We start from the raw sequence: 19688 nt of genomic DNA, 5'->3' as shown, positions 1-19688 counted from the left end.
CGACGCCGATCGCAAGGAGCACACCGAGCATGAGCGAGAACGTCTACATCGTCAGCGCCGTCCGCACCCCTCACGGCAAGTACGGCGGCTCGCTCCGCGATGTCCGCGCGGTCGACCTGGGCGGCATCGCGGGGGCAGCCGCGATCGCGCGGGCGGGGATCGATGCGGGCGAGCTCGGCGAAGTGGTCGTCTCGAACTGCCGTCAGGCCGGCAACGGACCGAACCCCGGTCGCCAGGTCGCCTTCAAGGCCGGTGTGCCCGAGCCGATCCCCGCCCAGACGGTGAACATGGCGTGCGCCTCCGGGATGAAGGCGATCGAGCTCGCGATGCAGTCCATCCGTCTCGGCGAGGCTCGCGTGAACCTGACGGTCGCCGTGGAGAGCATGTCGACGATGCCGTACCTGGCGTCGCACAGCCTGCGGTGGGACGGGGTGCGGCGCGGAGACATCCTGCTGGCCGACGGTTGGCGCGACGGCGGCAACGACCCCATCAGCGGGATGAACATGGGGCAGACGGCCGAGAAGATCTCTCAGGAGTTCGGCATCGACCGCGAGGCGCAGGACGAGTGGTCGCTCGCGAGCCATCAGCGCCTCGAGGCGGCGTGGCAGGCCGGTCGCTTCGACTCCCAGATCGTCGAGGTCGAGCACGAGGACGGATACCTGGCGAAGGACGAGACGCACCGCCCCGACGCGAGCATCGAAGCGCTGCGCAGGCTGCGACCCGCGTTCGTCACCGACGGCACGGTCACTGCAGGCAACTCGAGCCAGATGTCCGACGGCGCAGCCGCCGTAGTGCTCGCGAGCGAGGACTACGTCCGTGAGCACGGCCTCACGCCCCTGGCGCGGGTCGTGAGCGTGGCCGCTGTGGGCGTCGACCCCACGATGATGGGCATCGGCCCGACCAAGGCGATCCCCGCCGGCCTGGAGAAGGCGGGACTCACCGTCGACGACATCGACCTCTTCGAGATCAACGAGGCGTTCGCCGCGCAGATCGTCCAGAACGTGCGAGAGCTCGGCCTCGACCCCGACAAGGTCAACGTCAACGGCGGTGGCATCGCGCTGGGGCACCCGACAGGACAGAGCGGCACCCGCGTCGTCGTGTCGCTCGTGCACGAGCTGCGTGCGCGCGGGCAGCGGTACGGCGTCGCGAGCCTGTGCGTCGGCGGTGGCCAAGGCATCGCCGCCGTGATCGAGGCGGTCGACGCGTGAGCCTGCTCGAAGGAGTGACGGTCGCTGTCGCGGGCATGGGGCCGATGGGGCGTGGGATCGCCCGCGTCTTCAGGGCTGCTGGCGCCGATGTGATCGTCTCCGATCTCACGCCCGAGCTCACGCAGGCCGGGGTCGACGCCATCGCCTCTGAGTCGGAGGCCGACGGCGAGCCGGTCACGGTCGCCGGGATGCCGCTCACCGACGCGGTCGCCCGAGCGGACCTCTTCATCGAAGCGATCGTCGAGAGGATGGACGCGAAGGCATCGCTCCTCAAGGCGGTCGCGCAGGCCGGCCGTCCTGAGCTGCTCGTCGCGAGCAACACCTCGTCGCTCAGCATCGGCGAGATGGGCAAGGAGTTCGGCGACCCGGCTCGGGTCGCCGGCCTCCACTTCTTCAACCCGCCGACGAAGATGCGGCTCGTCGAGGTCATCGCCGGAGCCGCGACGGCGCCGGCGACCCTCGCTCGCGTGACCGCGCTGGTCGAGGCCGCCGGCAAGACGCCTGTCGCGTGCACGGACACGCCCAACTTCATCGTCAACCGGGTCTGCAGGCCCCTCTACTACGAGGCGCAGCTGCTCGTCATGCAGGGAGTGGAGCCCGCGGTGGTCGACGCCGCCGCGAGCGGCGCCCTCGGGCACCGCATGGGCCCGCTGACCCTGCTCGACTTCACCGGGCTCCACACGCATCTCGCCTCCTCGGAGACGGCGCTGCGGGAGTTCGGTGACCCCAAGTACCGCCCGATCCCGATCGTGCGCGGGCTCGTCCGCAACGGGATGACGGGGCGTGCGGCCGGCCGTGGGTTCTACGACTACGCGAGCGAGAAGCCTCGCGAGGCGATCGCGCGGGTCCTGCATCCTGCACCGGCCGAGTCCACCGGGCGCGTCGCCTTCACAGGCCCCGACGCACCCGCGTCCGACCTGGAAGGCGCGGACGTCGTCGTCTACTCCTGCGGAGCGCCGAGCGAGAGCGGCCTGGCACGCATCCGCGAGCTGCTCGAGCGCGCGCCCGTCGTCGTCGACAGCTCCGACGCGGGGTGGGTCGAGCAGCTGCCGGACGGCGCCGCATGGGCTCGCGTGCACCAGCCGGAAGGCGCCGGGCCGTTCGTCGAGGTCGTCGTCGACCCGGTGGCGGGCATCCAGCCTGGACCCGCCATCGAGCTGCTCCTCGCTGGACTCGGCGCGGCCAGCGTCGAGGTGCCGGCACTGCCCGGGCTCGTGGCCGACCGGCTGGCCCACTGCATGGCCAACGAGGCCTACTTCGTCCTCGAGGAGGGGACCGCCGACGCCGACGCCATCGACACCGCCCTGCGACTCGGCATGAACCACCCGATCGGGCCGTTCGAGCACGTGCGCCGCGCAGGGGTGGGCGCCGTGCACGCCAGCATGCGCTCGATGCGCGATGCCTTCGGCGACAGCCGATACCGTTCGTCGGCGCTCATGCGGCGCGAGAGCGCAGCGGCAGCGCGATGACGCCGCGCCCCCTCGCTGGTCGCCGCATCGTCGACCTCAGCCAGTACATCGCCGGGCCGGCGTGCGCCCAGGTGCTCGCAGACTTCGGAGCCGACGTGATCAAGGTCGAGCCGCTCGCCGGCGACCCGTCCCGCTCGCTCGGCGACACCGGCCTCGGCAGCGTCTACTTCCGCCAGTACAACACCGGCAAGCGCAGCATCAGGCTCGATCTCGCCGGGGAGGAGGGGCGTGCCGCGCTGGCCGTGCTCCTCGCCGACGCCGACGCCGTGGTCATGAACTTCGCGGCAAGGACTCGCCGCAAGCTGGGTCTCGACTGGGAGCGGCTGCACCGCGACCACCCCGAGCTCGTCGTCGTGTGCATCACCGCATACGGCATCGACGACGACCGGACGGCGCTCGACTCCGTCGTGCAGGCGCAGAGCGGCTTCGCGATGCTGAACGCCGACGAGCACGGAGAGCCGAGGATCTCAGGCGGCTACCCGACCGACGTGTTCAGTGGGCTCTACGGCGGTCTCTCTGCGGCGATGGCGCTCCTCGATCCGGCGCGCAGCGGGGGCGTGCTGATCGATGTCCCGATGATCGAGGTCGCGATGACCGCGCTCGCCGGCACGGCCGTGCTCGCGGCTGCCGGGGGCGCGGCGCCCGCACCAGGCAGGGGCAACCGGGATCTCGCGACAGCGCCGTCGACGGTGTTCGATTGCGAGGACGGACGGGTCTACATCTACGCAGGCCTCGACAAGCACTGGGAGCTCCTCCGGCACGCGGTCGGCGGGCCCGCCGCGACTGCCGCCGAGCGGCTGGCCGATCCGGAGCGGTTCGAGGCCGCGGTGCAGTCCTGGACCGCGCGCCGCTCGGTCGATGAGGTGCTGGAGGAGACCGCTCGGCTCGGGATCGCCGCCGCGCCCGTCGCTCGCGTCGAGGACGCCCTCGCTGCCCTGCAGCGCGTGCGTCCCGGCGCGGTCGTGCGCTCGGACGATCGAGGCATCCCGGTGCCGCAGTTTCCCGTGACCTTCTCGGGCGAGCGCATCGCTCGAACCGACGCCCCAGCAGAGGAGACCCCATGAACGACACGGCCCACGAGAGTCCTCGCGTGCTGCGCGACGACGCGCTGACCGGGCTCTCGGCCCTCGTCACCGGCGCCGGATCCGGCATCGGCCGCGCCGTCGCCCTGCGGCTCATCGAGCTCGGCGCCCGAGTGACGGGCGTCGGTCGGCACGAGGAGAGCCTGCTCGAGACGCGGGCGCTCGCACTCGACCCGCAGCGCTTCGAGGTCCGCACGTGCAACGTCCGCGACGTCGAGGCGATCGGCGAGGTCGTGCGCGAGACCGGTGACGTGCACGGCATCGGGCTGCTGTTCAACAACGCTGGCGGGCAGTTCTTCGCGCCGGCCGACGACATCTCGGTGAACGGGTGGAACTCCGTCATCGACCTCAACCTCACCGCGATCTTCCACATCACCCGGATGGCGCATCCGTACCTCGCCGCATCCCGGGGCAGCGTGGTCAACATCTCGCTCTCCGGCGTCGACCGCGGCGGCATGGGCATGTCGCACTCCATCGCCGCGCGCGCCGGCGTGCTGGGCCTCACGCGGTCGCTCGCGCTCGAGTGGGCTTCGGAGGGCATCCGCCTCAACTGCCTGGGGCCTGGGACGGTCATCACGCGCGGCCTCAGCGACGAGGCGAGCGAGCACGTGCTCGGCAACCTCGTGGGCAAGGCGACGCCCATGCAGCGCGAGACGCCCGTCGCCGACGTCGCCGAGCTCGTCTGCTTCCTCGCGAGCCCGGCTGCATCGCTCATGACCGGCCAGCTCATCCAGATCGACGGCGGCGCGCACATCGGTCGCGGCCTCCACATGCTGCCGGAGGCATACCAGTGAGACCGCCGGTGATGACGCTGACCGAAGCCGTGAAGTCCAAGGTGCACGACGGCAGCTCCGTCTACCTCGGCAACTTCGGAGCGCAGCTCTTCGCCGTCGGCCACGAGATCATCCGGCAGGGCAGGCGGGATCTCGACGTCGTCGTCGCATCCGGCGGGCTCCTGGTCGACCAGCTGCTCGGCGCCGGCTGCGTCGGGACGGCCACCTTCGGCCACTGCTGGAGCCCGGTCGGGCCCAGTCCCGCGTGGAACTTCCGCAGGCTCGCCGAATCGGGCGACACCTCGGTGCGGATCCGTGAGATGAGCCTCGGCATGATGACGGCCGCCCTCACCGCCGGCGCGTGGGGCGTGCCGTTCATGCCGTTCCCCGGCCTGCGCGACACCGGCTTCGTGTCCGACGACTGGACCGACGGCAGCATCGCGACCGCGACCACGCCCTTCGGCGACAGCCTGGTCGTCGAGGCGCTGACGACCGACGTCGCCTTCGTCCACGTCGACCGATGCGACGCCGACGGCAACGGCTGGATCAACGGTCCCCTCGGCGAAGTGCAGGTCGCGGCGAGCGCGGCGACGGAGGTCGTGATGGTCACCGAGGAGATCGTCGACTGGCCCGATCTCGCCTCCCGAGGCATCAACGTGCCCGGCGTGCTCGTGTCCGCGATCGTCGAGGCACCGGGCGCGGTCGCGCCCGACGGTGCGGTGGGCCGGTACGACCGGGACGTCGAGGCATACGTCGCGTACGCATCGGCCGCTGCGACGCGCGAGGGCTTCGCGGCCTGGATGCGGGCGCTGTCGTCCGAGGGCGGCGCATGATGGCGGACACGATCGTGGTCGACTTCCTCGCGCGCGCCGCGCGCGAGTTCCGCCGAGGCGGTTGGGTCTTCACGGGCTTCCACTGGCCCGTGCTCGCCGGCCGCGTCGCGCACGCGCTCGACGGCGCGCCCTTCACGCAGGTCTTCGAGGCCGGGGTCAGCACGCACGGCCCCGGGCGCCAGGTGGCGACGAGCACGACCGACTACCCCGCGTACGCCGACGCCTTCGGCTACCTCGGCGACTCCGCGAGCATCCTGCTCGCGAACGCGCGGCGCTTCGATCGCGTCGTCCTCGACGCGAGCAACGTCGACATCCGCGGGCGCGTGAACTCCTCGTTCATCGGTGCCGATCGCGCGCATCCGACGGTGCGGCTGCCCGGCGGCGGCGGTGCCCCCGACATCGCCGGGCAGGCGCGCGAGCTCGTCTGGCTGTGCGGCGCCCCCGACCTGCGGAGGTTCCAGGCGGAGGTCGAGCACGTGACCGCCGCCCCCGGGCCGCGCACGCTCGTGCGGCTGCACACCCGATGGGGAGTCGTGCGGCTCGGTGACGCGCCGGTCGTCGAGGAGGTGGCCCCGGTCGCCGGGGCCGACGCCTTCCTCGCGCACGCCGAGGCGCTCGGCGCGAGCACGGCGTCCGTCGCCGAGCGGGAGCGGGTCACCGACGGCGAGCGAGCAGCAGCCGTCGCGGTGCTGACGGAAGCGGCGGCGCGGGGGTACCAGGTCGCGTCCCGCGCGATGCAGATGGAGACGAAGGTGGAGCACGCATGACCGAGAACGACAGCACGCAGGACGTCCGCGCCGAGGTGCGCGAGCTCGTCGCGGAGTGGCGGCGCGCGGGCAGGCTCACGGCGGTGTGCGACTCGTGGCTGCGGAGCTACGACCCCGACTTCAGCCGCGAGATGGGCCGACGCGGCCTGATCGGCATCACGTGGCCGAGCGAGGCGGGAGGCGCCGGCAAGCCGGGCATCGCTCGCCTCGTCGTCACCGAGGAGCTGCTGCGGGTCGGCGCGCCCGTCGCCGGGCACTGGATCGCCGACCGGCAGATCGGTCCGGCGATCCTGCGCCACGGGAGCGACGTCGCGAAGCAGAAGTACCTGCCCGGCATCGCCTCGGGCGAGATGGTGTTCTGCCTCGGCATGAGCGAGACCGAGTCCGGCTCGGACCTCGCGTCCGTGCGCACGACCGCGACGCGCGTCGACGGGGGCTGGACGATCACCGGGCGCAAGATCTGGACGAGCCAGGCGCATCACGCGACGCACGCCTACGTGCTCGCGCGCACCGAGCGGTCGGAGGCGAAGCACGAGGGCCTCTCCGAGTTCATCGTCGACATGCGCGCGCCCGGCGTCGAGGTTCGGCCCATCTACGACCTCGGCGGCGAGCACCACTTCAACGAGGTGACGTTCGACGGCGTCGCCGTGGACGACGACCACGTCATCGGCACGATCGGCAACGGGTGGGCGCAGGTCACGAGCCAGCTCTCGCTCGAGCGCGGCGGGATCGAGCGCGTGCTCAGCACCTATCCGCTGCTCGCCGCCGCACTCGAGGCGATGCGGGCGGGGGAGGTGGATGAGAGCGCGGCGGCGAGGGCCGGCGAGATGCTCGCGCGCCTCGGCGCCCTCCGCGCGATGGCCGTGCGGGTCGCGCTCGACATCGACGCCGGGGGCTCGCCCGTGACGGATGCGGCCGTGCTGAAGGACCTCGGGACCGCGTTCGAGAACGAGGTGATCGAGTTCGCGCGCGACTGCGTGGACGTCGAGCCCGATCCGGGCGCGGAGGGGATCGCGGGCCTGCTCGCGAGCGCCATCACGGCCGCGCCCGGATTCACGATCCGCGGCGGCACCTCAGAGGTGCTGAAGACGCTCATCGCCCGCGGCGCGGGCGACGTGATCGCGGAGGCGCGGAGGTCGCGCGGCGACCTCGGCAGCGTCGCCGACGAGGTGCTCGAGGGCGCTGCGGGGGAGGCGGCGGAGCAGGACGAGCTGCGTGCGATGCTCGCCGAGCTCGGCTGGTACCGCATCGCGGTGCCCGAGGAGGCCGGCGGCGAGGGCGGCGGCATCGAGGACGCCGTCGAGATCCTGGAGTCGCTCGGTCGCGCATCCGTCGCCGCCCCGGTCGCGGAGAGCGTCGCCGCCCTGCGCGCGCTCGCCCGTGGTGGCAGGACGGGGCTCGAGACGATCGGCACCGCGACGGTCGCGACCGGCGCGGGTGCGCGCGCGACCGCGAGCCAGGAGGGGATCGAGCTCGAGGGCCGCATCGCCCGCGTGCCGTGGGGTGCCGCCGCCGAGTCGGTGCTCGTGCGTGCGAGCGACCCGGACGGCGCTGACGTGTGGGTGCTGGTCCGCGCGGACGCCGCCGGCGTCGCGTGGGAGCCCGGTCGCAGCATCGCGGGCGAGCCGCGCGACGCGCTCACGCTCTCCGGGGTGCGCCTGCCCGCCGAGGCCGTCGTCGACGACTCCGGCAGCGCGCTGCTCGAGCTCTCGCTCTTCCGCGCCGCGCAAGCGCTCGGCGCGCTCGAGACGGCGCTCGCGAGCACCATCGAGCACGTCACCACCCGGCACCAGTTCGGCAGGCCGCTCGTGAAGTTCCAGGCGGTCGCCGCCCTGCTCGCCGAGATGGCGAGCGAGTACGCGCTCGCGCGCGTCGCGGTCGAGCAGGCCGTCGCGGCAGCAGGCGAGGGCGGGGCAGACGCAGCCACCCGGATCGCCGCCGCGCGCGTCGTGATCGACCGGGCATCGACCTCCGGCAGCCGGATCGCGCACCAGCTGCACGCCGCGATGGGCATCACCCGCGAGCACGCGCTCCACCTCTCGACCCGGCGCCTGTGGTCGTGGCGGGACGAGGAGGGCACCGGGCGTGCCTGGGCGGCCCGCCTCGGCCGGGAGCTCGTCGGGCTCGACGAGGCGGCGGCGTGGGCCTGGATCACCGAGGAGGAGCGACGATGAGCAAGGTCGACATCGAGCGGCACGACGACGGCCTGCGGGTCATCACGCTGAACGACCCCGAGCGGCGCAACATCCTCGACGCCGCGATGTGCGCCGATCTCCTGGCAGCGGTCGAGGAGGTCGCGGCCGACCCGGACGCGACGGCGCTCGTCGTGACGGGTGCCGGGACGGCGTTCTGCGGCGGCGCCGACATGCCGGCCGTCTTCGGCGACCGCGAGCGCTCCGTCGCGCAGATCCGCGACGACCTGCACGAGGTGTACCGGTCGTTCCTCGCGATCCGCGAGCTGAAGATCCCGACGATCTCGGCGGTGCAAGGGCCGGCCGTCGGCGCCGGCCTCAACCTCGCGATGGTGTGCGACATCCGCATCGCGGGGCCCGACGCGGCGTTCTCCGCGACGTTCTCGCGCATCGGACTGCACCCCGGGGGCGGATGCACCTGGTTCCTCGTGCAGGCGATGGGGCAGGACCGCGCGCTCAAGATGCTGCTCGACGGCGGCACCAAGCGCGGGGCCGACGCGGTGGCGAGCGGGGTGGCGACGCACTTCGCCGATGAGCCGCTCGCGGCGGCGCTCAAGCTCGGCGGGCGCTACGCCGCCCTCGACGCCCAGCTCGCGCGCGACATCAAGGCTGCCGTGGCGATCGCGGCGTCCGGGACGCTCTCGGCGACGCTCGAGTTCGAGTCGTGGGCCCAGGCCTCCGCAGCGACGAAGCCCGAGGTGCACGAGTACATCCGGGGCTTCCAGAAGTGACGCGCGCGGAGCGGTCGGTGGCGGAGCTCTCCACGCACGGGTCGTGGAGGGCTGCGCCGCGCGCCGCTCCGGATCTCGACGAGTACCGGCGTCTCGCCGCGACGGCGGCGCGCGTGCCCGCGGGAGCGACGATCGTCGCCGCGCGTCGCGCCTTCACCCGCGGCGAGCCGCTGCCGCCGGGCGGCGTGCTGCTCGGCATCGACGTCGAGCCCGGCAGCTGGGAGCCCTCCGGTGACACGGAGTACCGATGCGACGTGTCCGAGAGGCCCCGCAGCGGCGGCCGGGTCGACGTCCGCGTGTCGGTCGAGCTCCGCTCGCGAGCCGACGAGGCGCACCCGTCGGTCGTCGCGTTCGCGCTCCGCTGGACGTCGGGAGCGCCCGCCGATGCCTGAGCTGCTGCAGACGATCGAGCTCGACCCGGATCGCGTCGCGGGCTGGGGCCGCCTCGCGGAGGACGCGAATCCGCTGCACACCGATCCCGAGTTCGCGGCGGCCACGCCGTTCGGCGTGCCGATCGTGCACGGCCACCTCCTCGCCGCCATCGCGCTCGACGCGCTCCAGGACGCGGGCGTGCAGGGGCTGCGGGGCGCGTCCGTGCGCTTCCTCGGGCCCGTGCGCGTCGGCGCGACCGTCGAGCTGCGCTGGGACGCGCCGGCGGGCGTGCTCGGCATCGCGGAGCGCGACGGGGCGCCGCTCGTCGAGGTGCGCGTGCGGCCGGAACCCGAGCCTCGGCTCGAGGTCGGTCGCGCCGTGGTCGACGACTACGCCGTCGCGGCCCGCGACCGCAACTCCATCCACATGAGCGACGACGCCGCGCGCGAGTCGGGCTTCGACGGCGCGATCGCGCACGGCATGCTCACGCTCGGCTGGGCGGCCGCGAGGCTCATGGAGCGAGCCGGCGCGAGCGAGGTCAGGGCGCTGCGCGCTCGCTTCGCCGCGCCGGTGCCGGTGGGCGACACGATCCGGCTCCTCGTCGATGGCGGCGACGCCCGACGCGCGCAGGCGCGCGTGCTGCGCGAGGACGGCGCCGAGGTGCTCACCGTGGAGGCCGAGACGGGGCGCGGGGAGCCCGTCGACGTGCCCGAGCTGCCGGAGGACGCCGAGGTCGTCGCCGACCTCGTGCTGCGCATCGCCGAGCACGACGCGATCCGGTTCGCGCGGGTGCTGGGGGCCGGCGGCGTCCTCACCTCCGCCGAGCGCGCGCGTGACGCGGGCTACCCGGCCGTCCCGACCGCGCCGACCCTCGCGTTCGCCGCGCCGGTGCTCGGCTTCCTCGCCGACGACCCGGCGAACGCCGGCTCGGCCGCGCCGGAGCCCGTCTCCGACTCGCAGACCTGGACGAGGACGGATCGCCCCGTGGTGCACGCGGGGCAGGAGTTCGCCTTCGCGCGGCCGATCCTCGTCGACGAGCGCCTGCGCGCCAGGACGGCGATCATCTCGCGCGACGAGCGGTCGAGCTCGAGCGGCCGCACGCTCAGCTTCACGCGCATCCGCACGGTGTTCACCGCTGACGACGGCGAGCGCATCGCGATGTCCGACATGAACCTGGTCGTGATCGGCGATCGAGCCGACCCGACCCCGAGGGAGGAACTGCCATGACCGCAGAGGAACAGCAGCCGGACGACGCACCGGTGCTCGTCGAGCGGCACGGCCACGTGCTCGTGGCGACGATCAACCGGCCGCAGCAGCGCAATGCGCTCAGCAGCGCGGTGCTCGCGGGCATCGTGGCCGCCCTCGACGAGGCCGAGGGCGACGGCGACGTGCGAGCCGTGGTGCTGACGGGCGGCACGAAGCTCTTCGCCTCGGGCGCCGACGTGCGCGAGCTGCGATCCCTGACGCCCGCGGCCTACCTGCGCTCGCCGAGGCAGAAGGCGTTCGCCCGGATCGCCGCGTTCCCGAAGCCGCTCGTCGCGGCCGTGGCGGGCTACGTGCTCGGCGGCGGCTGCGAGATCGCGATGAGCGCCGACATCATCGTGGCAGCGGACTCCGCGGTGCTCGGCCAGCCCGAGATCAACCTCGGGATCCTGCCGGGCGCGGGCGGCACGCAGCGATGGTCGCGCGTGATCGGGCGCTTCCGGGCCGCGGAGCTCGTGCTCGGCGCGACGAACGTTGACGCGTGGACTGCGAAGCGCATGGGCATGGTGAGCGAGGTCGTGCCGAGCGAGTTCGTCGTCGTCGCCGGGATCCGCGCCGCCGAGTCGCTCGCCCTCTTCAGCCCGGTCGCGCAGCGCTCCGCCAAGGCGTCGCTGCGGATGTCGGAGGAGATCGGCGTCAGCGCCGGGCTCGACTACGAGAAGGCGCAGCTCGGCGTGCTGCTGTCGACCCAGGACCACTTCGAGGGCATCGACGCCTTCCTCGAGAAGCGACCCGCGGAGTTCACCGGTGAGTGAGGCGATGGAGAGGGGATCGAGCATGCACGCGATCGCGCTGGAGGAGCTCGGCGGCTGGGCCCTCGATGCCGACGCCCGCCGGGGGCTGCGGGCTGCGCTCAAGGATGCGGGCAGAGCCGGCGGCGCGCTCGTGATCGCGGGCGGGCCCGGGTCGTGGCAGCACGAGCGGCAGCCGGGTGACGCGCGCGCCGCGCACCGGGACTTCCACTCGCTGCTCCTCGCCGTCGTCGCGCATCCCGCGCCGGTGGTGGCGGCGGTCGCGGGGGAGGCGACCGGCTTCGGCCTCGCGCTCGCCGCGGCGGCCGACGTGCGGCTCGTCGCAGCCGACGCCGCGTTCCGGGTCACCGAGCCGGGATCCGCGCTCGAGACCGGCGCCTACCGCCTGCTCGTGCGCCTGCTCGGTCGCGCGCGGGCCGACCACCTCGTCTACACGGGCGTCCCGATGACCGGCGAGGAGGCATCCGCTCTCTCGTTCGCATCGGCGGAGCTGGGCTCCGCGGACGCGGAGCGGCTCGCCGACACCCTCGTGACTCCCGGAGCGGCCGCGGTCAAGCGAGCCGCGATCGCCGGGCTCGTCCCGGCGCTCACCGAGGAGCTGCAGTACGACGCGTGGCTCGCGCTCTCGGCCGCGGGGGAGGCGCCGTGAGCGCCCGGCTCCGGCCGCAGCGCCAGGACCATCGGCTCGAGGTGCTGATGGCGACGCCGCTGCACGGCTACATGGGCCTGCGCGAGGCCGATCCCGCCGACCCGTCGCGGGGCCTCGAGCTCACGGTCGACCCGAAGATCGCCAACAACTCCGGGATGCTGCACGGCGGGATGGTCGCGACCGCCCTCGACGTGGCCGCCGCCTATGCGATCTTCCCCGAGCTCGGCGACGACGAGGTCGTGCTGACCAACTCCCTCTCGATCTCCTACCTGCGCCCGGCGCCCCTCGGCTCGGCCGTGTGGGCCCGAGCGCAGATCCTGCGACGGGGGAGGGCGACCGCCTTCCTGCGCAGCGAGGTCGGCATCGGCGACAAGCTCATCGCGACGGCCCAGGTCGTGAAGGCGATCGTGACGCTCGAGGAGGAGTGAGATGACGGTCGCCATCTTCGGCGCGAGCGGACTCGTCGGGGCCGCCGCCGTCGACGCGTTCCTCGCGGCGGGCGAGCGCGTCGTCGCCGTCTCGCGGCGGGCGCCCGAGCTGCTCGGCGGCGGCGAGCCGGAGCACCTCCCGCTCGACCTGCTCGACGGCGACGGCGTCCGCGAGGCGATCGGCGGGCGCGGCGACATCACGCACGTCGTCTACGCCGCAGTCCACGAGCAGCCCGACCTCGTGCGGGGCTGGCGCGATCGCGAGCAGATGGAGACGAACCTGCGGATGATCCGCAGCGCGCTCGAGCCGCTCATCGCCTCCGGCTCCCTCGCGCACGTGAGCCTGCTGCAGGGCACGAAGGCGTACGGCGCGCACCTGCACCCGATCCGCGTGCCGGCGAGGGAGCGCGAGCCGCGCGACGCGCACGAGAACTTCTATTGGTTGCAGGAGGACTACGTCCGCGAGGAGGGCGAGCGGTCGGGGTTCGCCTGGACCATCTTCCGGCCGCCGCTCATCGTCGGCCCCACCTACGGCGTCGCCATGAACCTCGTGCCGGTGATCGGCGCCTACGCGGCCATCCGAGCGGCGGAGGGACTGCCGTTCACCTACCCGGGCGGGCCGTCGTACGTCGCCGAGGCGGTCGACACCGAGGTGCTCGCGCAAGCGCTCGTGTGGGCGTCGCGCGCCGCCGAGGCCCGCGATGAGCACTTCAACATCTCCAACGGCGAGGTGTTCCAGTGGCGGGACCTGTGGCCGGCGTTCGCCGAGGAGCTCGGCGTCGAGGCGGGACCCGACGAGCGGTTCCGGATCTCGGAGTACCTGCTGCGCCGGACGGCGCTCTGGGAGGAGATCGTGGCGAGGCGCGGCCTGCGCCCGCTCGCGCTCCCCGAGCTGCTCGGCCGCTCGCACCTCTACGCCGACTTCCAGTTCGCCGCGGGTGCCAAGGCGCCGCCGCCACCGGCGCTGCTGAGCACGGTGAAGCTGCACGAGGCCGGCTTCCACGGCGTCCGCGACACCGAGCTGTCGTTCCGGCGCTGGTTCCGGGTGCTGGTCGAGCGACGGATCATCCCCGGCTGAGCGCTCGGTGCAGCCCCGCGACGGGGCATCTCGCACCCCGCGTGGCGCCATCTTGTGCGAGACCGGCAGTCGTGCCGCTCGCGGGGCCGGCGGACGAGCGCGCACACTCTGAGCATGACCACCGCGCTCCTCGTCATCGACGTGCAGGAATCGTTCCGCCAGCAGCCCCAGTGGGATCGCATCTCGAACCCCGGCATCGCGGCCGACGTCGCGCGGCTCGTCGAGCACGCGCGCGCGGCCGGTGAGCCCGTGCTGTGGGTGCTGCACGCCGAACCCGGCTCGGGCGGCGCGTTCGACCCCGAGTCGGGTGCCGTGCGCCTCATCGACGGTCTCGAGCCGGCCGCCGATGAGCCCGTGCTCGTCAAGCGCGTCCACAACGCGTTCACGACGACCGACCTGGAGGAGCAGCTCGAGCGCCGCGACGTCCGCGCGGTGCGCCTCGCGGGCATCCGCACCGAGCAGTGCGTCGAGACGACCGCGCGGCTCGCGAGCGACCTCGGCTACCGGGTCGAGGTCGTGCTCGACGCGACCGCGACGCATCCGCTCGCCCTGCACGACGGCTCGGGCGAGCTGACCGCCGACGAGGTCATCACGCGCACGGCGGCGGCGCTCTCGGGCAGGTTCGCGACGATCACGACGATCGCCGAGGTGCTGTCGACCGAGCCCGCTGCTGTGCCCGGCTTCGCGTAGGCACGCCTCGACCGGTCGGCTCAGCCGATCGAGGGGGTCCCCTCGGCGGCCATGGCGTCATCGGCCGCCGCGTGCCCGGGCTTGACGCCGGGCCGAGGGTCGAGGTGGATGCCGGCGACCATGCAGCGCACCGAGCCGCCCGAGAGCTCGAGCGTCGGGATGTCGACCGCGACGATCTCGGCCGAGCGCTCGATCGCGGCCACCTGGTCGTCGCGCAGCGACCGCCAGGCGCGCCCCGACATCGCCACGATCGGCCGGGGGCTGCCGTCGGCGTGCCAACCGGTGAGCTCGATCGCGTTGCCCGCGAACTCGCCCACCTGTGCCTCGGTGAGCTCGACGACCTCCCGGCCGTGCACCGACAGGCGCTCGCGGAGCGCTTCGCGACGCGACGCATCCGGCACCATCTCGAGCGCGAACATCGCCATGCGGGTGCCGATCCACCCGAGCACGTTGGTGTGGTAGACCGGCAGGCCGCCCGAGTCGATCGCGTCGAACGCCATCGGCTCGTACGCGAAGTCGGCGCAGAAGCGCTCGAGCGCGACCTGGTCGGCGCGGTGGCTGCGCGCCATGTAGGCGACGCGCGAGTCGTGGTCGATCACCATCGCGCCCGTGCCCTCGAGGAAGATGCCGTCGGCCTCGAGTCCCGAGTAGTCGACGATCGTCTGCACGCGGTAGTGCGCCTTCAGCATCTCGAGCACGTCGCCGCGGCGCTCGTGCCGGCGGTTGGGCGCGAACATCGGGAAGACCCCGACCATGCCGCCCGGATGCGTCGAGATCCAGTTGTTGGGGAAGACGCTGTCGGGGCGTGTGGGGTCGTCATCGTCGAACACGTGCACCGTCACGCCCGCCGCGCGGAGCGCGCCGGCGACGGCGTCCATCTCGCGCGTCGCCTGCGCCGACAGCGCCGCGGGATCGACCGCCGGCGGGTCGGCCTGGAACGCGTTGTCGGCGGCGGTCGCGGGGTTCACGCGGAACCGGCGCGAGCGCACGAGGATGACGGCGGAGGGGGCGACGTTGCTCACATCGCCGAATGTAGCGCCCGCCGCGCGCCGTCTCGCGCCGACGCGTCAGTCGAGGCGCTCGATGATCGTCGCGTTCGCCATGCCCGCGCCCTCGCACATCGTCTGCAGCCCGAAGCGACCCCCGCTCGACTCGAGCTCGTGCACGAGCGTGGTCAGCAGCCGCGTGCCGGAGGAGCCGAGCGCGTGGCCGAGCGCGATCGCGCCACCGCGGGGGTTGAGCCGCTCGAGCGGCGCTCCCGTCTCGCGCAGCCACGCGAGCGGTACGGATGCGAACGCCTCGTTGACCTCGAAGGCGTCGATCTCGTCGATCCGCATGCCCGCCCGGTCGAGCACCTTCGCCGTCGCCGGGATCGGGCCGGTGAGCATCATGATCGGATCGTCGCCGACGACCGAGAACGCGACGAAGCGGGCTCGGGGTCGGAGGCCCAACGCATCTGCCTTCTCCCTCGACATGATGAGCGCGGCCGAGGCGCCGTCGGTGAGCGGCGAGGAGTTGCCGGGTGTGATGCACCACTCGATCTCGGGGAAGCGCTCGGCGTATCGGGGGTGCTCGAACGACGGGTGCAGGCCCGCGAGCCCATCGCGCGTCGTCGTCGCGCGCACTGTCTCGTCGATTCGGTGCTCGCCGGTTGCGGTCGCGATCGGCACGACCTCCTGCTCGAAGCGGCCATCGCGAGTCGCCGCGGCGGCGAGCTCGTGCGAGCGGGCCGAGAAGTCGTCGAGCTCGGCGCGGCTGAAGCCCCACTTCGCGGCGATGAGCTCGGCCGAGATGCCCTGGTGCACGAGGCCCTCGGGGTAGCGCTCGGCGAGCCTCGAGCCGTGGATGTCGCGATCGATCGCCGCGGTGCCGAGCGGGAGCCGGCTCATCGACTCGACGCCGCACGCGATCACGACGTCCTGCGAGCCGGCCATGATCGCCTGCGCGGCGAAGGTGGCCGCTTGCTGGCTCGAGCCGCACTGTCGGTCGATCGACGTGCCGGGCACGTGCTCGGGGAACCCTGCCGCGAGCAGCGCGTTGCGGGTCACGTTGCCCGACTGCTCTCCGACCTGCTGCACGCATCCGCCGATCACGTCGTCGACGATCGACGGATCGATGCCCGTGCGGGCGACGAGCTGCTCGAGCACGCTCGCGAGCAGGTCGACCGGGTGCACGTCGAAGAGCGCACCGCCCGGCTTGCCCTTGCCCGACCCGGTGCGGACGACGTCGACGATCACGGCCTCACGCATGCTGCTCCCTTGCTCGATCGGCCGCTCGGGCCGGATGCCACTCGTTGCCCTACGCCTTCGAGCGCTTGGCGATGTCGCGGGCGATGATCTCCTTCATGATCTCGGTCGTGCCGCCGTAGATCGTCTGCACGCGCGAGTCGCGGAACGCCCGCGCGATGGGGAACTCCTCCATGAAGCCGTAGCCGCCGTGCAGCTGCAGGCTGCGCGTGATGACGCGCTGCTCGAGCTCCGTCGCCCACCACTTCGCCTTCGACGCGTCGACCGTCGACAGGTGGCCCTCGTCGAGCGCGAGGATGCAGCGCTCGACGTAGGCGCGCGTGACGTCGAGCTCGGTCTCGAGCTCGGCGAGCGTGAACCGCACCGTCGGGAGGTCGCCGATCGGGCCGCCGAACGCCTGGCGCTGGAAGACGTACTCGCGGCCCCAGTGGTAGGCGGCCTCCGCCGACGCGAGCGCACCGCACGCGATCGACAGCCGCTCGCGAGGCAGCCGCTGCATGAGGTAGACGAGGCCCTGCCCGGGCTCGCCGACGACGTTCGCGGCCGGGATGCGCACGTCCTTGAAGAACAGCTCGGCCGTGTCCTGCGAGTGCAGGCCGAGCTTCTTGAGCTTGCGGCCGCGCTCGAAGCCCGCCATGCCGTCCTCGACGAGGAAGAGCGTGAACCCGCGCGAGCCCGCTGCCGGATCGGTGCGGGCGAAGACGAGCACCTTGTCGGCGTGGAAGCCGTTCGTGATGAACGTCTTCGAGCCGTTGAGGATCCAGTCGTCGCCGTCGCGCACGGCGTTCGAGTGGATGCCCTGCAGGTCGCTGCCCGCGCCGGGCTCGGTCATCCCGATCGCGCCGATCGACGTGCCCGCCGCCATCGGCGGCAGCCAGCGCTCGAGCTGCTCCGGCGTGCCGAGGTCCATGAGGTAGGGCAGCACGATGTCGTCGTGCACACCGAGCGTCGCGTTCACCGACGTCGCGCCGCCGCGCGCGAACTCCTCGCTGATCACCATGCGGAAGCGGTAGTCGTCGACGCCCATGCCGCCGTGCGACTCCGGCACCGCGATGCCGATCAGCCCGGCCTCGCCCATGAGCGGGTAGAGCTCGTCGCCGATCATCCCCGCCTCCTCCCACTCCGCGTAGTGGGGGGTGATGTGTCGGGCGGTGAACTCGCGCACGCTCTCGCGGAACGCGTCGTGCTCGTCGTCGTAGAAGCTGGAGCGCATCGTGACCTACCTCGGTGCCGTCGCGGCGCCGCCGTCGGCACCCTCGCCCCTGAACCTAGCGACCGCATCCGCTGTGCCTCAACCGTCTGGCGGGGCGCGCCGCAAGGATGGTAGATATGTGGATGTCCATCGAACTCGATGGACAGGCAAGCATCGACGAGGAGGTCGTGCGTGAGCACCGCCAGCCTGATCCACCCGACCGAGGCGAGCGCTCCCGGCATCAGCGCCGAGGATCGCGCGGCACTCGTCGCAGCGGTGCGCGACTTCGCCGACGCTCGGCTCGCGCCCTTCGCGAACCAGCGTGACGCCGACCACGAGTTCCCGATCGAGACGCTGCGGGAGGCCGGCTCGCTCGGGCTCGGCGGCATCGTGGTGCGGGACGACGTCGGCGGGTCGGGGCTCGCCCGCCTCGACGCGTGCGCGATCTACGAGGAGCTCGCGCGCGGCGACATCGCCGTCGCCGCCTACGTCTCGATCCACAACATGGTCGCCTGGATGATCGACGAGTTCGGCACGGCAGAGCAGCGTCGCGAGTGGCTGCCGACGCTGTGCTCGATGGAGCACCTCGCGAGCTACTGCCTCACCGAGCCCGGCGCCGGCTCCGACGCGGCGGCGCTCGCGACGAGGGCCGTGCGCGACGGCGACGACTACGTGCTCACCGGCACGAAGCAGTTCATCTCGGGTGCCGGGGCCTCCGCCGTCTACATCGTCATGGCGCGCACCTCCGACGAGGGCTCGCGCGGCATCAGCGCGTTCATCGTGCCGGCCGGAGCGCAGGGACTCTCGTTCGGGCCCGACGAGCGCAAGATGGGGTGGCACGCGCAGCCCACGCGCCAGGTCATCCTCGACGGCGTGCGCGTTCCTGCGGGCAATCGTCTCGGCGAGGAGGGCGATGGCTTCGGCATCGCCATGCGCGGCCTCAACGGCGGGCGCCTGGGCATCGCCGCGTGCTCGATCGGCGGCGCGCAGTTCGCGCTCGAGCGCACGATCGCCTACGTCGGCGACCGCGCCACGTTCGGCGCCCCGCTCTCCAGCCGCCAGCACGTGATGTTCCAGCTCGCCGACATGGAGACCGAGCTGCAGGCTGCCCGGGCGCTGCTCGAGCAGGCCGCGGGGAAGCTCGACAGCCGAGCGGCCGACGCGCCCGTCGCGTGCGCCATGGCGAAGCGCTTCGCCACCGATGCCGCCTTCCGGGTCGCCGATGAGGCGCTGCAGCTGCACGGCGGGTACGGCTACCTGCACGAGTACGGCATCGAGCGCGTCGTGCGCGACCTGCGCGTGCACCGCATCCTCGAGGGCACGAACGAGATGATGCGCATGATCGTCGGCCGCTCGCTGCTCGGCGCCCGGTGAGCCGGCACGAACGCGTGCCCTCGGACCCGAGGCGCGGCGCTACAGCTGCTCGGCCACCGGTCGGGGGTCGTCGAAGTCGCCCGCGCGCTTCCGCAGCCGCGCGATGAGCCGCACGAGCTCCGCCGCGTCGTCCTCGTCGAGCGCGACGCCCGTGAACGCCTGCTCGTTGAGCGCGACCGTGGCCCGCTCGACGAGCTCGCGCCCCGCGTCGGTGATCGCCAGCACGGTCGCTCGACCGTCGGTCGGGTGCTGCTCGCGCGTCACGAGCCCGTCGCGCACGAGCCGGTCGACCGTGCTCGTCACGCTCGTCGAGTGCACCTGCAGCCGCTTCACCGCCGACTGCATCGGCAGCCGACCGTCGCGCGTGAAGGCGAGCAGCCGCAGCAGCTCGAAGCGCGCGAACGACAGCGAGAAGGGCCGCAGCGTCGCCTCGACCGGCGCCACCAGCAGCTGCTGCGCGCGGTTCACCGACGTCACGAGCGTCATGCCCGGAACGGCGTCGGTCCACCCGTGCTCGATCCACTGCCGGCGGGCCTCGGCGATCGGATCCATGGGCATCGGCCTGTGCGGCATCGCGTCCTCCTCGAGA

Annotated in this window: 20 protein-coding genes; 16 read left to right on the top strand and 4 right to left on the bottom strand. The window is 72.9% G+C overall.

The features are described 5' to 3' along the window. Positions 1–29: 29 nt before the first annotated feature. The 15 genes from ABD106_RS07855 (at position 30) to ABD106_RS07785 (ending at position 14287) form a co-directional block, all read left to right on the top strand. The gene (locus tag ABD106_RS07855) at positions 30–1208 is read left to right on the top strand and encodes a thiolase family protein (RefSeq protein ID WP_343919100.1); all 1179 of its coding nucleotides are present in this window, start codon (positions 30–32) and stop codon (positions 1206–1208) included. Continuing rightward, entirely contained in the window at positions 1205–2677 is a 1473-nt protein-coding gene (locus ABD106_RS07850) for a 3-hydroxyacyl-CoA dehydrogenase NAD-binding domain-containing protein (RefSeq protein ID WP_343919098.1), read from the top strand. Before ABD106_RS07855 ends, ABD106_RS07850 begins: the two co-directional genes overlap by 4 nt. After that, positions 2674–3741: a CaiB/BaiF CoA transferase family protein gene (locus tag ABD106_RS07845; RefSeq protein WP_343919096.1), complete on the top strand. Its 1068-nt coding sequence runs from the start codon at positions 2674–2676 to the stop codon at positions 3739–3741. Before ABD106_RS07850 ends, ABD106_RS07845 begins: the two co-directional genes overlap by 4 nt. Beyond that, on the top strand, positions 3738–4553 hold the full coding sequence (locus ABD106_RS07840; RefSeq protein WP_343919094.1) for an SDR family NAD(P)-dependent oxidoreductase: 816 nt from the start codon (positions 3738–3740) through the stop codon (positions 4551–4553). Before ABD106_RS07845 ends, ABD106_RS07840 begins: the two co-directional genes overlap by 4 nt. 11 nt (positions 4554–4564) lie before the next feature. Further along, the gene (locus ABD106_RS07835; protein ID WP_343919092.1) at positions 4565–5365 is read left to right on the top strand and encodes a CoA transferase subunit A; all 801 of its coding nucleotides are present in this window, start codon (positions 4565–4567) and stop codon (positions 5363–5365) included. Further along, a complete protein-coding gene (locus ABD106_RS07830) occupies positions 5362–6132 on the top strand; it encodes a hypothetical protein (protein ID WP_343919090.1) in 771 nt (256 codons plus the stop codon). Before ABD106_RS07835 ends, ABD106_RS07830 begins: the two co-directional genes overlap by 4 nt. Continuing rightward, positions 6129–8306, top strand: coding sequence for an acyl-CoA dehydrogenase family protein (locus ABD106_RS07825; protein WP_343919088.1), 2178 nt, complete (start codon positions 6129–6131; stop codon positions 8304–8306). Before ABD106_RS07830 ends, ABD106_RS07825 begins: the two co-directional genes overlap by 4 nt. Further along, entirely contained in the window at positions 8303–9055 is a 753-nt protein-coding gene (locus ABD106_RS07820) for an enoyl-CoA hydratase (protein WP_343919086.1), read from the top strand. Before ABD106_RS07825 ends, ABD106_RS07820 begins: the two co-directional genes overlap by 4 nt. A 17-nt stretch (positions 9056–9072) precedes the next feature. Then, positions 9073–9447, top strand: a complete 375-nt coding sequence (locus ABD106_RS07815) for a protein kinase family protein (protein WP_343919084.1) — start codon at positions 9073–9075, stop codon at positions 9445–9447. After that, positions 9440–10654: a MaoC/PaaZ C-terminal domain-containing protein gene (locus ABD106_RS07810; RefSeq protein WP_343919082.1), complete on the top strand. Its 1215-nt coding sequence runs from the start codon at positions 9440–9442 to the stop codon at positions 10652–10654. The genes ABD106_RS07815 and ABD106_RS07810 overlap by 8 nt, the downstream gene beginning before the upstream one ends. After that, positions 10651–11445 carry an enoyl-CoA hydratase-related protein gene (locus ABD106_RS07805; protein WP_343919080.1) on the top strand — a complete coding sequence of 265 codons (795 nt, stop codon included), beginning with the start codon at positions 10651–10653 and terminating at the stop codon, positions 11443–11445. Before ABD106_RS07810 ends, ABD106_RS07805 begins: the two co-directional genes overlap by 4 nt. Before the next feature lie 22 nt (positions 11446–11467). Further along, positions 11468–12091, top strand: coding sequence for an enoyl-CoA hydratase/isomerase family protein (locus ABD106_RS07800; RefSeq protein WP_343919078.1), 624 nt, complete (start codon positions 11468–11470; stop codon positions 12089–12091). Continuing rightward, on the top strand, positions 12088–12519 hold the full coding sequence (locus ABD106_RS07795) for a PaaI family thioesterase (protein ID WP_343919076.1): 432 nt from the start codon (positions 12088–12090) through the stop codon (positions 12517–12519). The genes ABD106_RS07800 and ABD106_RS07795 overlap by 4 nt, the downstream gene beginning before the upstream one ends. Before the next feature lies 1 nt (position 12520). After that, positions 12521–13597, top strand: a complete 1077-nt coding sequence (locus ABD106_RS07790; RefSeq protein WP_343919074.1) for an NAD-dependent epimerase/dehydratase family protein — start codon at positions 12521–12523, stop codon at positions 13595–13597. Positions 13598–13711: 114 nt separating this feature from the next. Then, complete coding sequence (locus ABD106_RS07785) at positions 13712–14287, top strand: cysteine hydrolase family protein (protein ID WP_343919072.1); 576 nt, start codon at positions 13712–13714, stop codon at positions 14285–14287. Positions 14288–14307: 20 nt separating this feature from the next. Here ABD106_RS07785 and ctlX read toward each other — a convergent pair whose 3' ends face one another. The 3 genes from ctlX to ABD106_RS07770 are packed head-to-tail and all read right to left on the bottom strand — an operon-like array spanning position 14308 to position 17746. After that, on the bottom strand, positions 14308–15309 hold the full coding sequence (gene ctlX, locus ABD106_RS07780; protein ID WP_343919070.1) for a citrulline utilization hydrolase CtlX: 1002 nt from the start codon (positions 15307–15309) through the stop codon (positions 14308–14310). 45 nt (positions 15310–15354) lie between these two features. After that, positions 15355–16536 carry a thiolase family protein gene (locus tag ABD106_RS07775; protein WP_343919068.1) on the bottom strand — a complete coding sequence of 394 codons (1182 nt, stop codon included), beginning with the start codon at positions 16534–16536 and terminating at the stop codon, positions 15355–15357. Between the two features lie 49 nt (positions 16537–16585). After that, complete coding sequence (locus tag ABD106_RS07770; RefSeq protein WP_343919066.1) at positions 16586–17746, bottom strand: acyl-CoA dehydrogenase family protein; 1161 nt, start codon at positions 17744–17746, stop codon at positions 16586–16588. 171 nt (positions 17747–17917) lie between these two features. Here ABD106_RS07770 and ABD106_RS07765 point away from each other — a divergent pair, with 171 nt between their 5' ends. After that, positions 17918–19099, top strand: a complete 1182-nt coding sequence (locus tag ABD106_RS07765) for an acyl-CoA dehydrogenase family protein (RefSeq protein ID WP_343919064.1) — start codon at positions 17918–17920, stop codon at positions 19097–19099. A 39-nt stretch (positions 19100–19138) separates the two neighbouring features. Here ABD106_RS07765 and ABD106_RS07760 read toward each other — a convergent pair whose 3' ends face one another. Then, on the bottom strand, positions 19139–19672 hold the full coding sequence (locus tag ABD106_RS07760; protein WP_343919062.1) for a MarR family winged helix-turn-helix transcriptional regulator: 534 nt from the start codon (positions 19670–19672) through the stop codon (positions 19139–19141). Positions 19673–19688 lie beyond the last annotated feature (16 nt).

Origin of the sequence: Agrococcus citreus (assembly GCF_039527715.1) — a bacterium.
Lineage (GTDB): Bacteria > Actinomycetota > Actinomycetes > Actinomycetales > Microbacteriaceae > Agrococcus > Agrococcus citreus.
This window is presented reverse-complemented; position numbering and strand designations above follow the sequence as displayed.

What these genes read in the sequence shown, in the direction of transcription:
- ABD106_RS07855 (WP_343919100.1), top strand. Translation starts at nt 30, where the DNA reads ATGAGCGAGAACGTCTACATCGTCAGCGCCGTCCGCACCCCTCACGGC.
- ABD106_RS07835 (WP_343919092.1), top strand. Translation starts at nt 4,565, where the DNA reads ATGACGCTGACCGAAGCCGTGAAGTCCAAGGTGCACGACGGCAGCTCC.
- ABD106_RS07770 (WP_343919066.1), bottom strand. Translation starts at nt 17,746, where the DNA reads ATGCGCTCCAGCTTCTACGACGACGAGCACGACGCGTTCCGCGAGAGC.
- ABD106_RS07760 (WP_343919062.1), bottom strand. Translation starts at nt 19,672, where the DNA reads ATGCCGCACAGGCCGATGCCCATGGATCCGATCGCCGAGGCCCGCCGG.
- ABD106_RS07800 (WP_343919078.1), top strand. Translation starts at nt 11,468, where the DNA reads ATGCACGCGATCGCGCTGGAGGAGCTCGGCGGCTGGGCCCTCGATGCC.
- ABD106_RS07840 (WP_343919094.1), top strand. Translation starts at nt 3,738, where the DNA reads ATGAACGACACGGCCCACGAGAGTCCTCGCGTGCTGCGCGACGACGCG.
- ABD106_RS07825 (WP_343919088.1), top strand. Translation starts at nt 6,129, where the DNA reads ATGACCGAGAACGACAGCACGCAGGACGTCCGCGCCGAGGTGCGCGAG.
- ABD106_RS07785 (WP_343919072.1), top strand. Translation starts at nt 13,712, where the DNA reads ATGACCACCGCGCTCCTCGTCATCGACGTGCAGGAATCGTTCCGCCAG.
- ABD106_RS07820 (WP_343919086.1), top strand. Translation starts at nt 8,303, where the DNA reads ATGAGCAAGGTCGACATCGAGCGGCACGACGACGGCCTGCGGGTCATC.
- ABD106_RS07805 (WP_343919080.1), top strand. Translation starts at nt 10,651, where the DNA reads ATGACCGCAGAGGAACAGCAGCCGGACGACGCACCGGTGCTCGTCGAG.
- ABD106_RS07810 (WP_343919082.1), top strand. Translation starts at nt 9,440, where the DNA reads ATGCCTGAGCTGCTGCAGACGATCGAGCTCGACCCGGATCGCGTCGCG.
- ABD106_RS07790 (WP_343919074.1), top strand. Translation starts at nt 12,521, where the DNA reads ATGACGGTCGCCATCTTCGGCGCGAGCGGACTCGTCGGGGCCGCCGCC.
- ABD106_RS07845 (WP_343919096.1), top strand. Translation starts at nt 2,674, where the DNA reads ATGACGCCGCGCCCCCTCGCTGGTCGCCGCATCGTCGACCTCAGCCAG.
- ABD106_RS07830 (WP_343919090.1), top strand. Translation starts at nt 5,362, where the DNA reads ATGATGGCGGACACGATCGTGGTCGACTTCCTCGCGCGCGCCGCGCGC.
- ABD106_RS07775 (WP_343919068.1), bottom strand. Translation starts at nt 16,536, where the DNA reads ATGCGTGAGGCCGTGATCGTCGACGTCGTCCGCACCGGGTCGGGCAAG.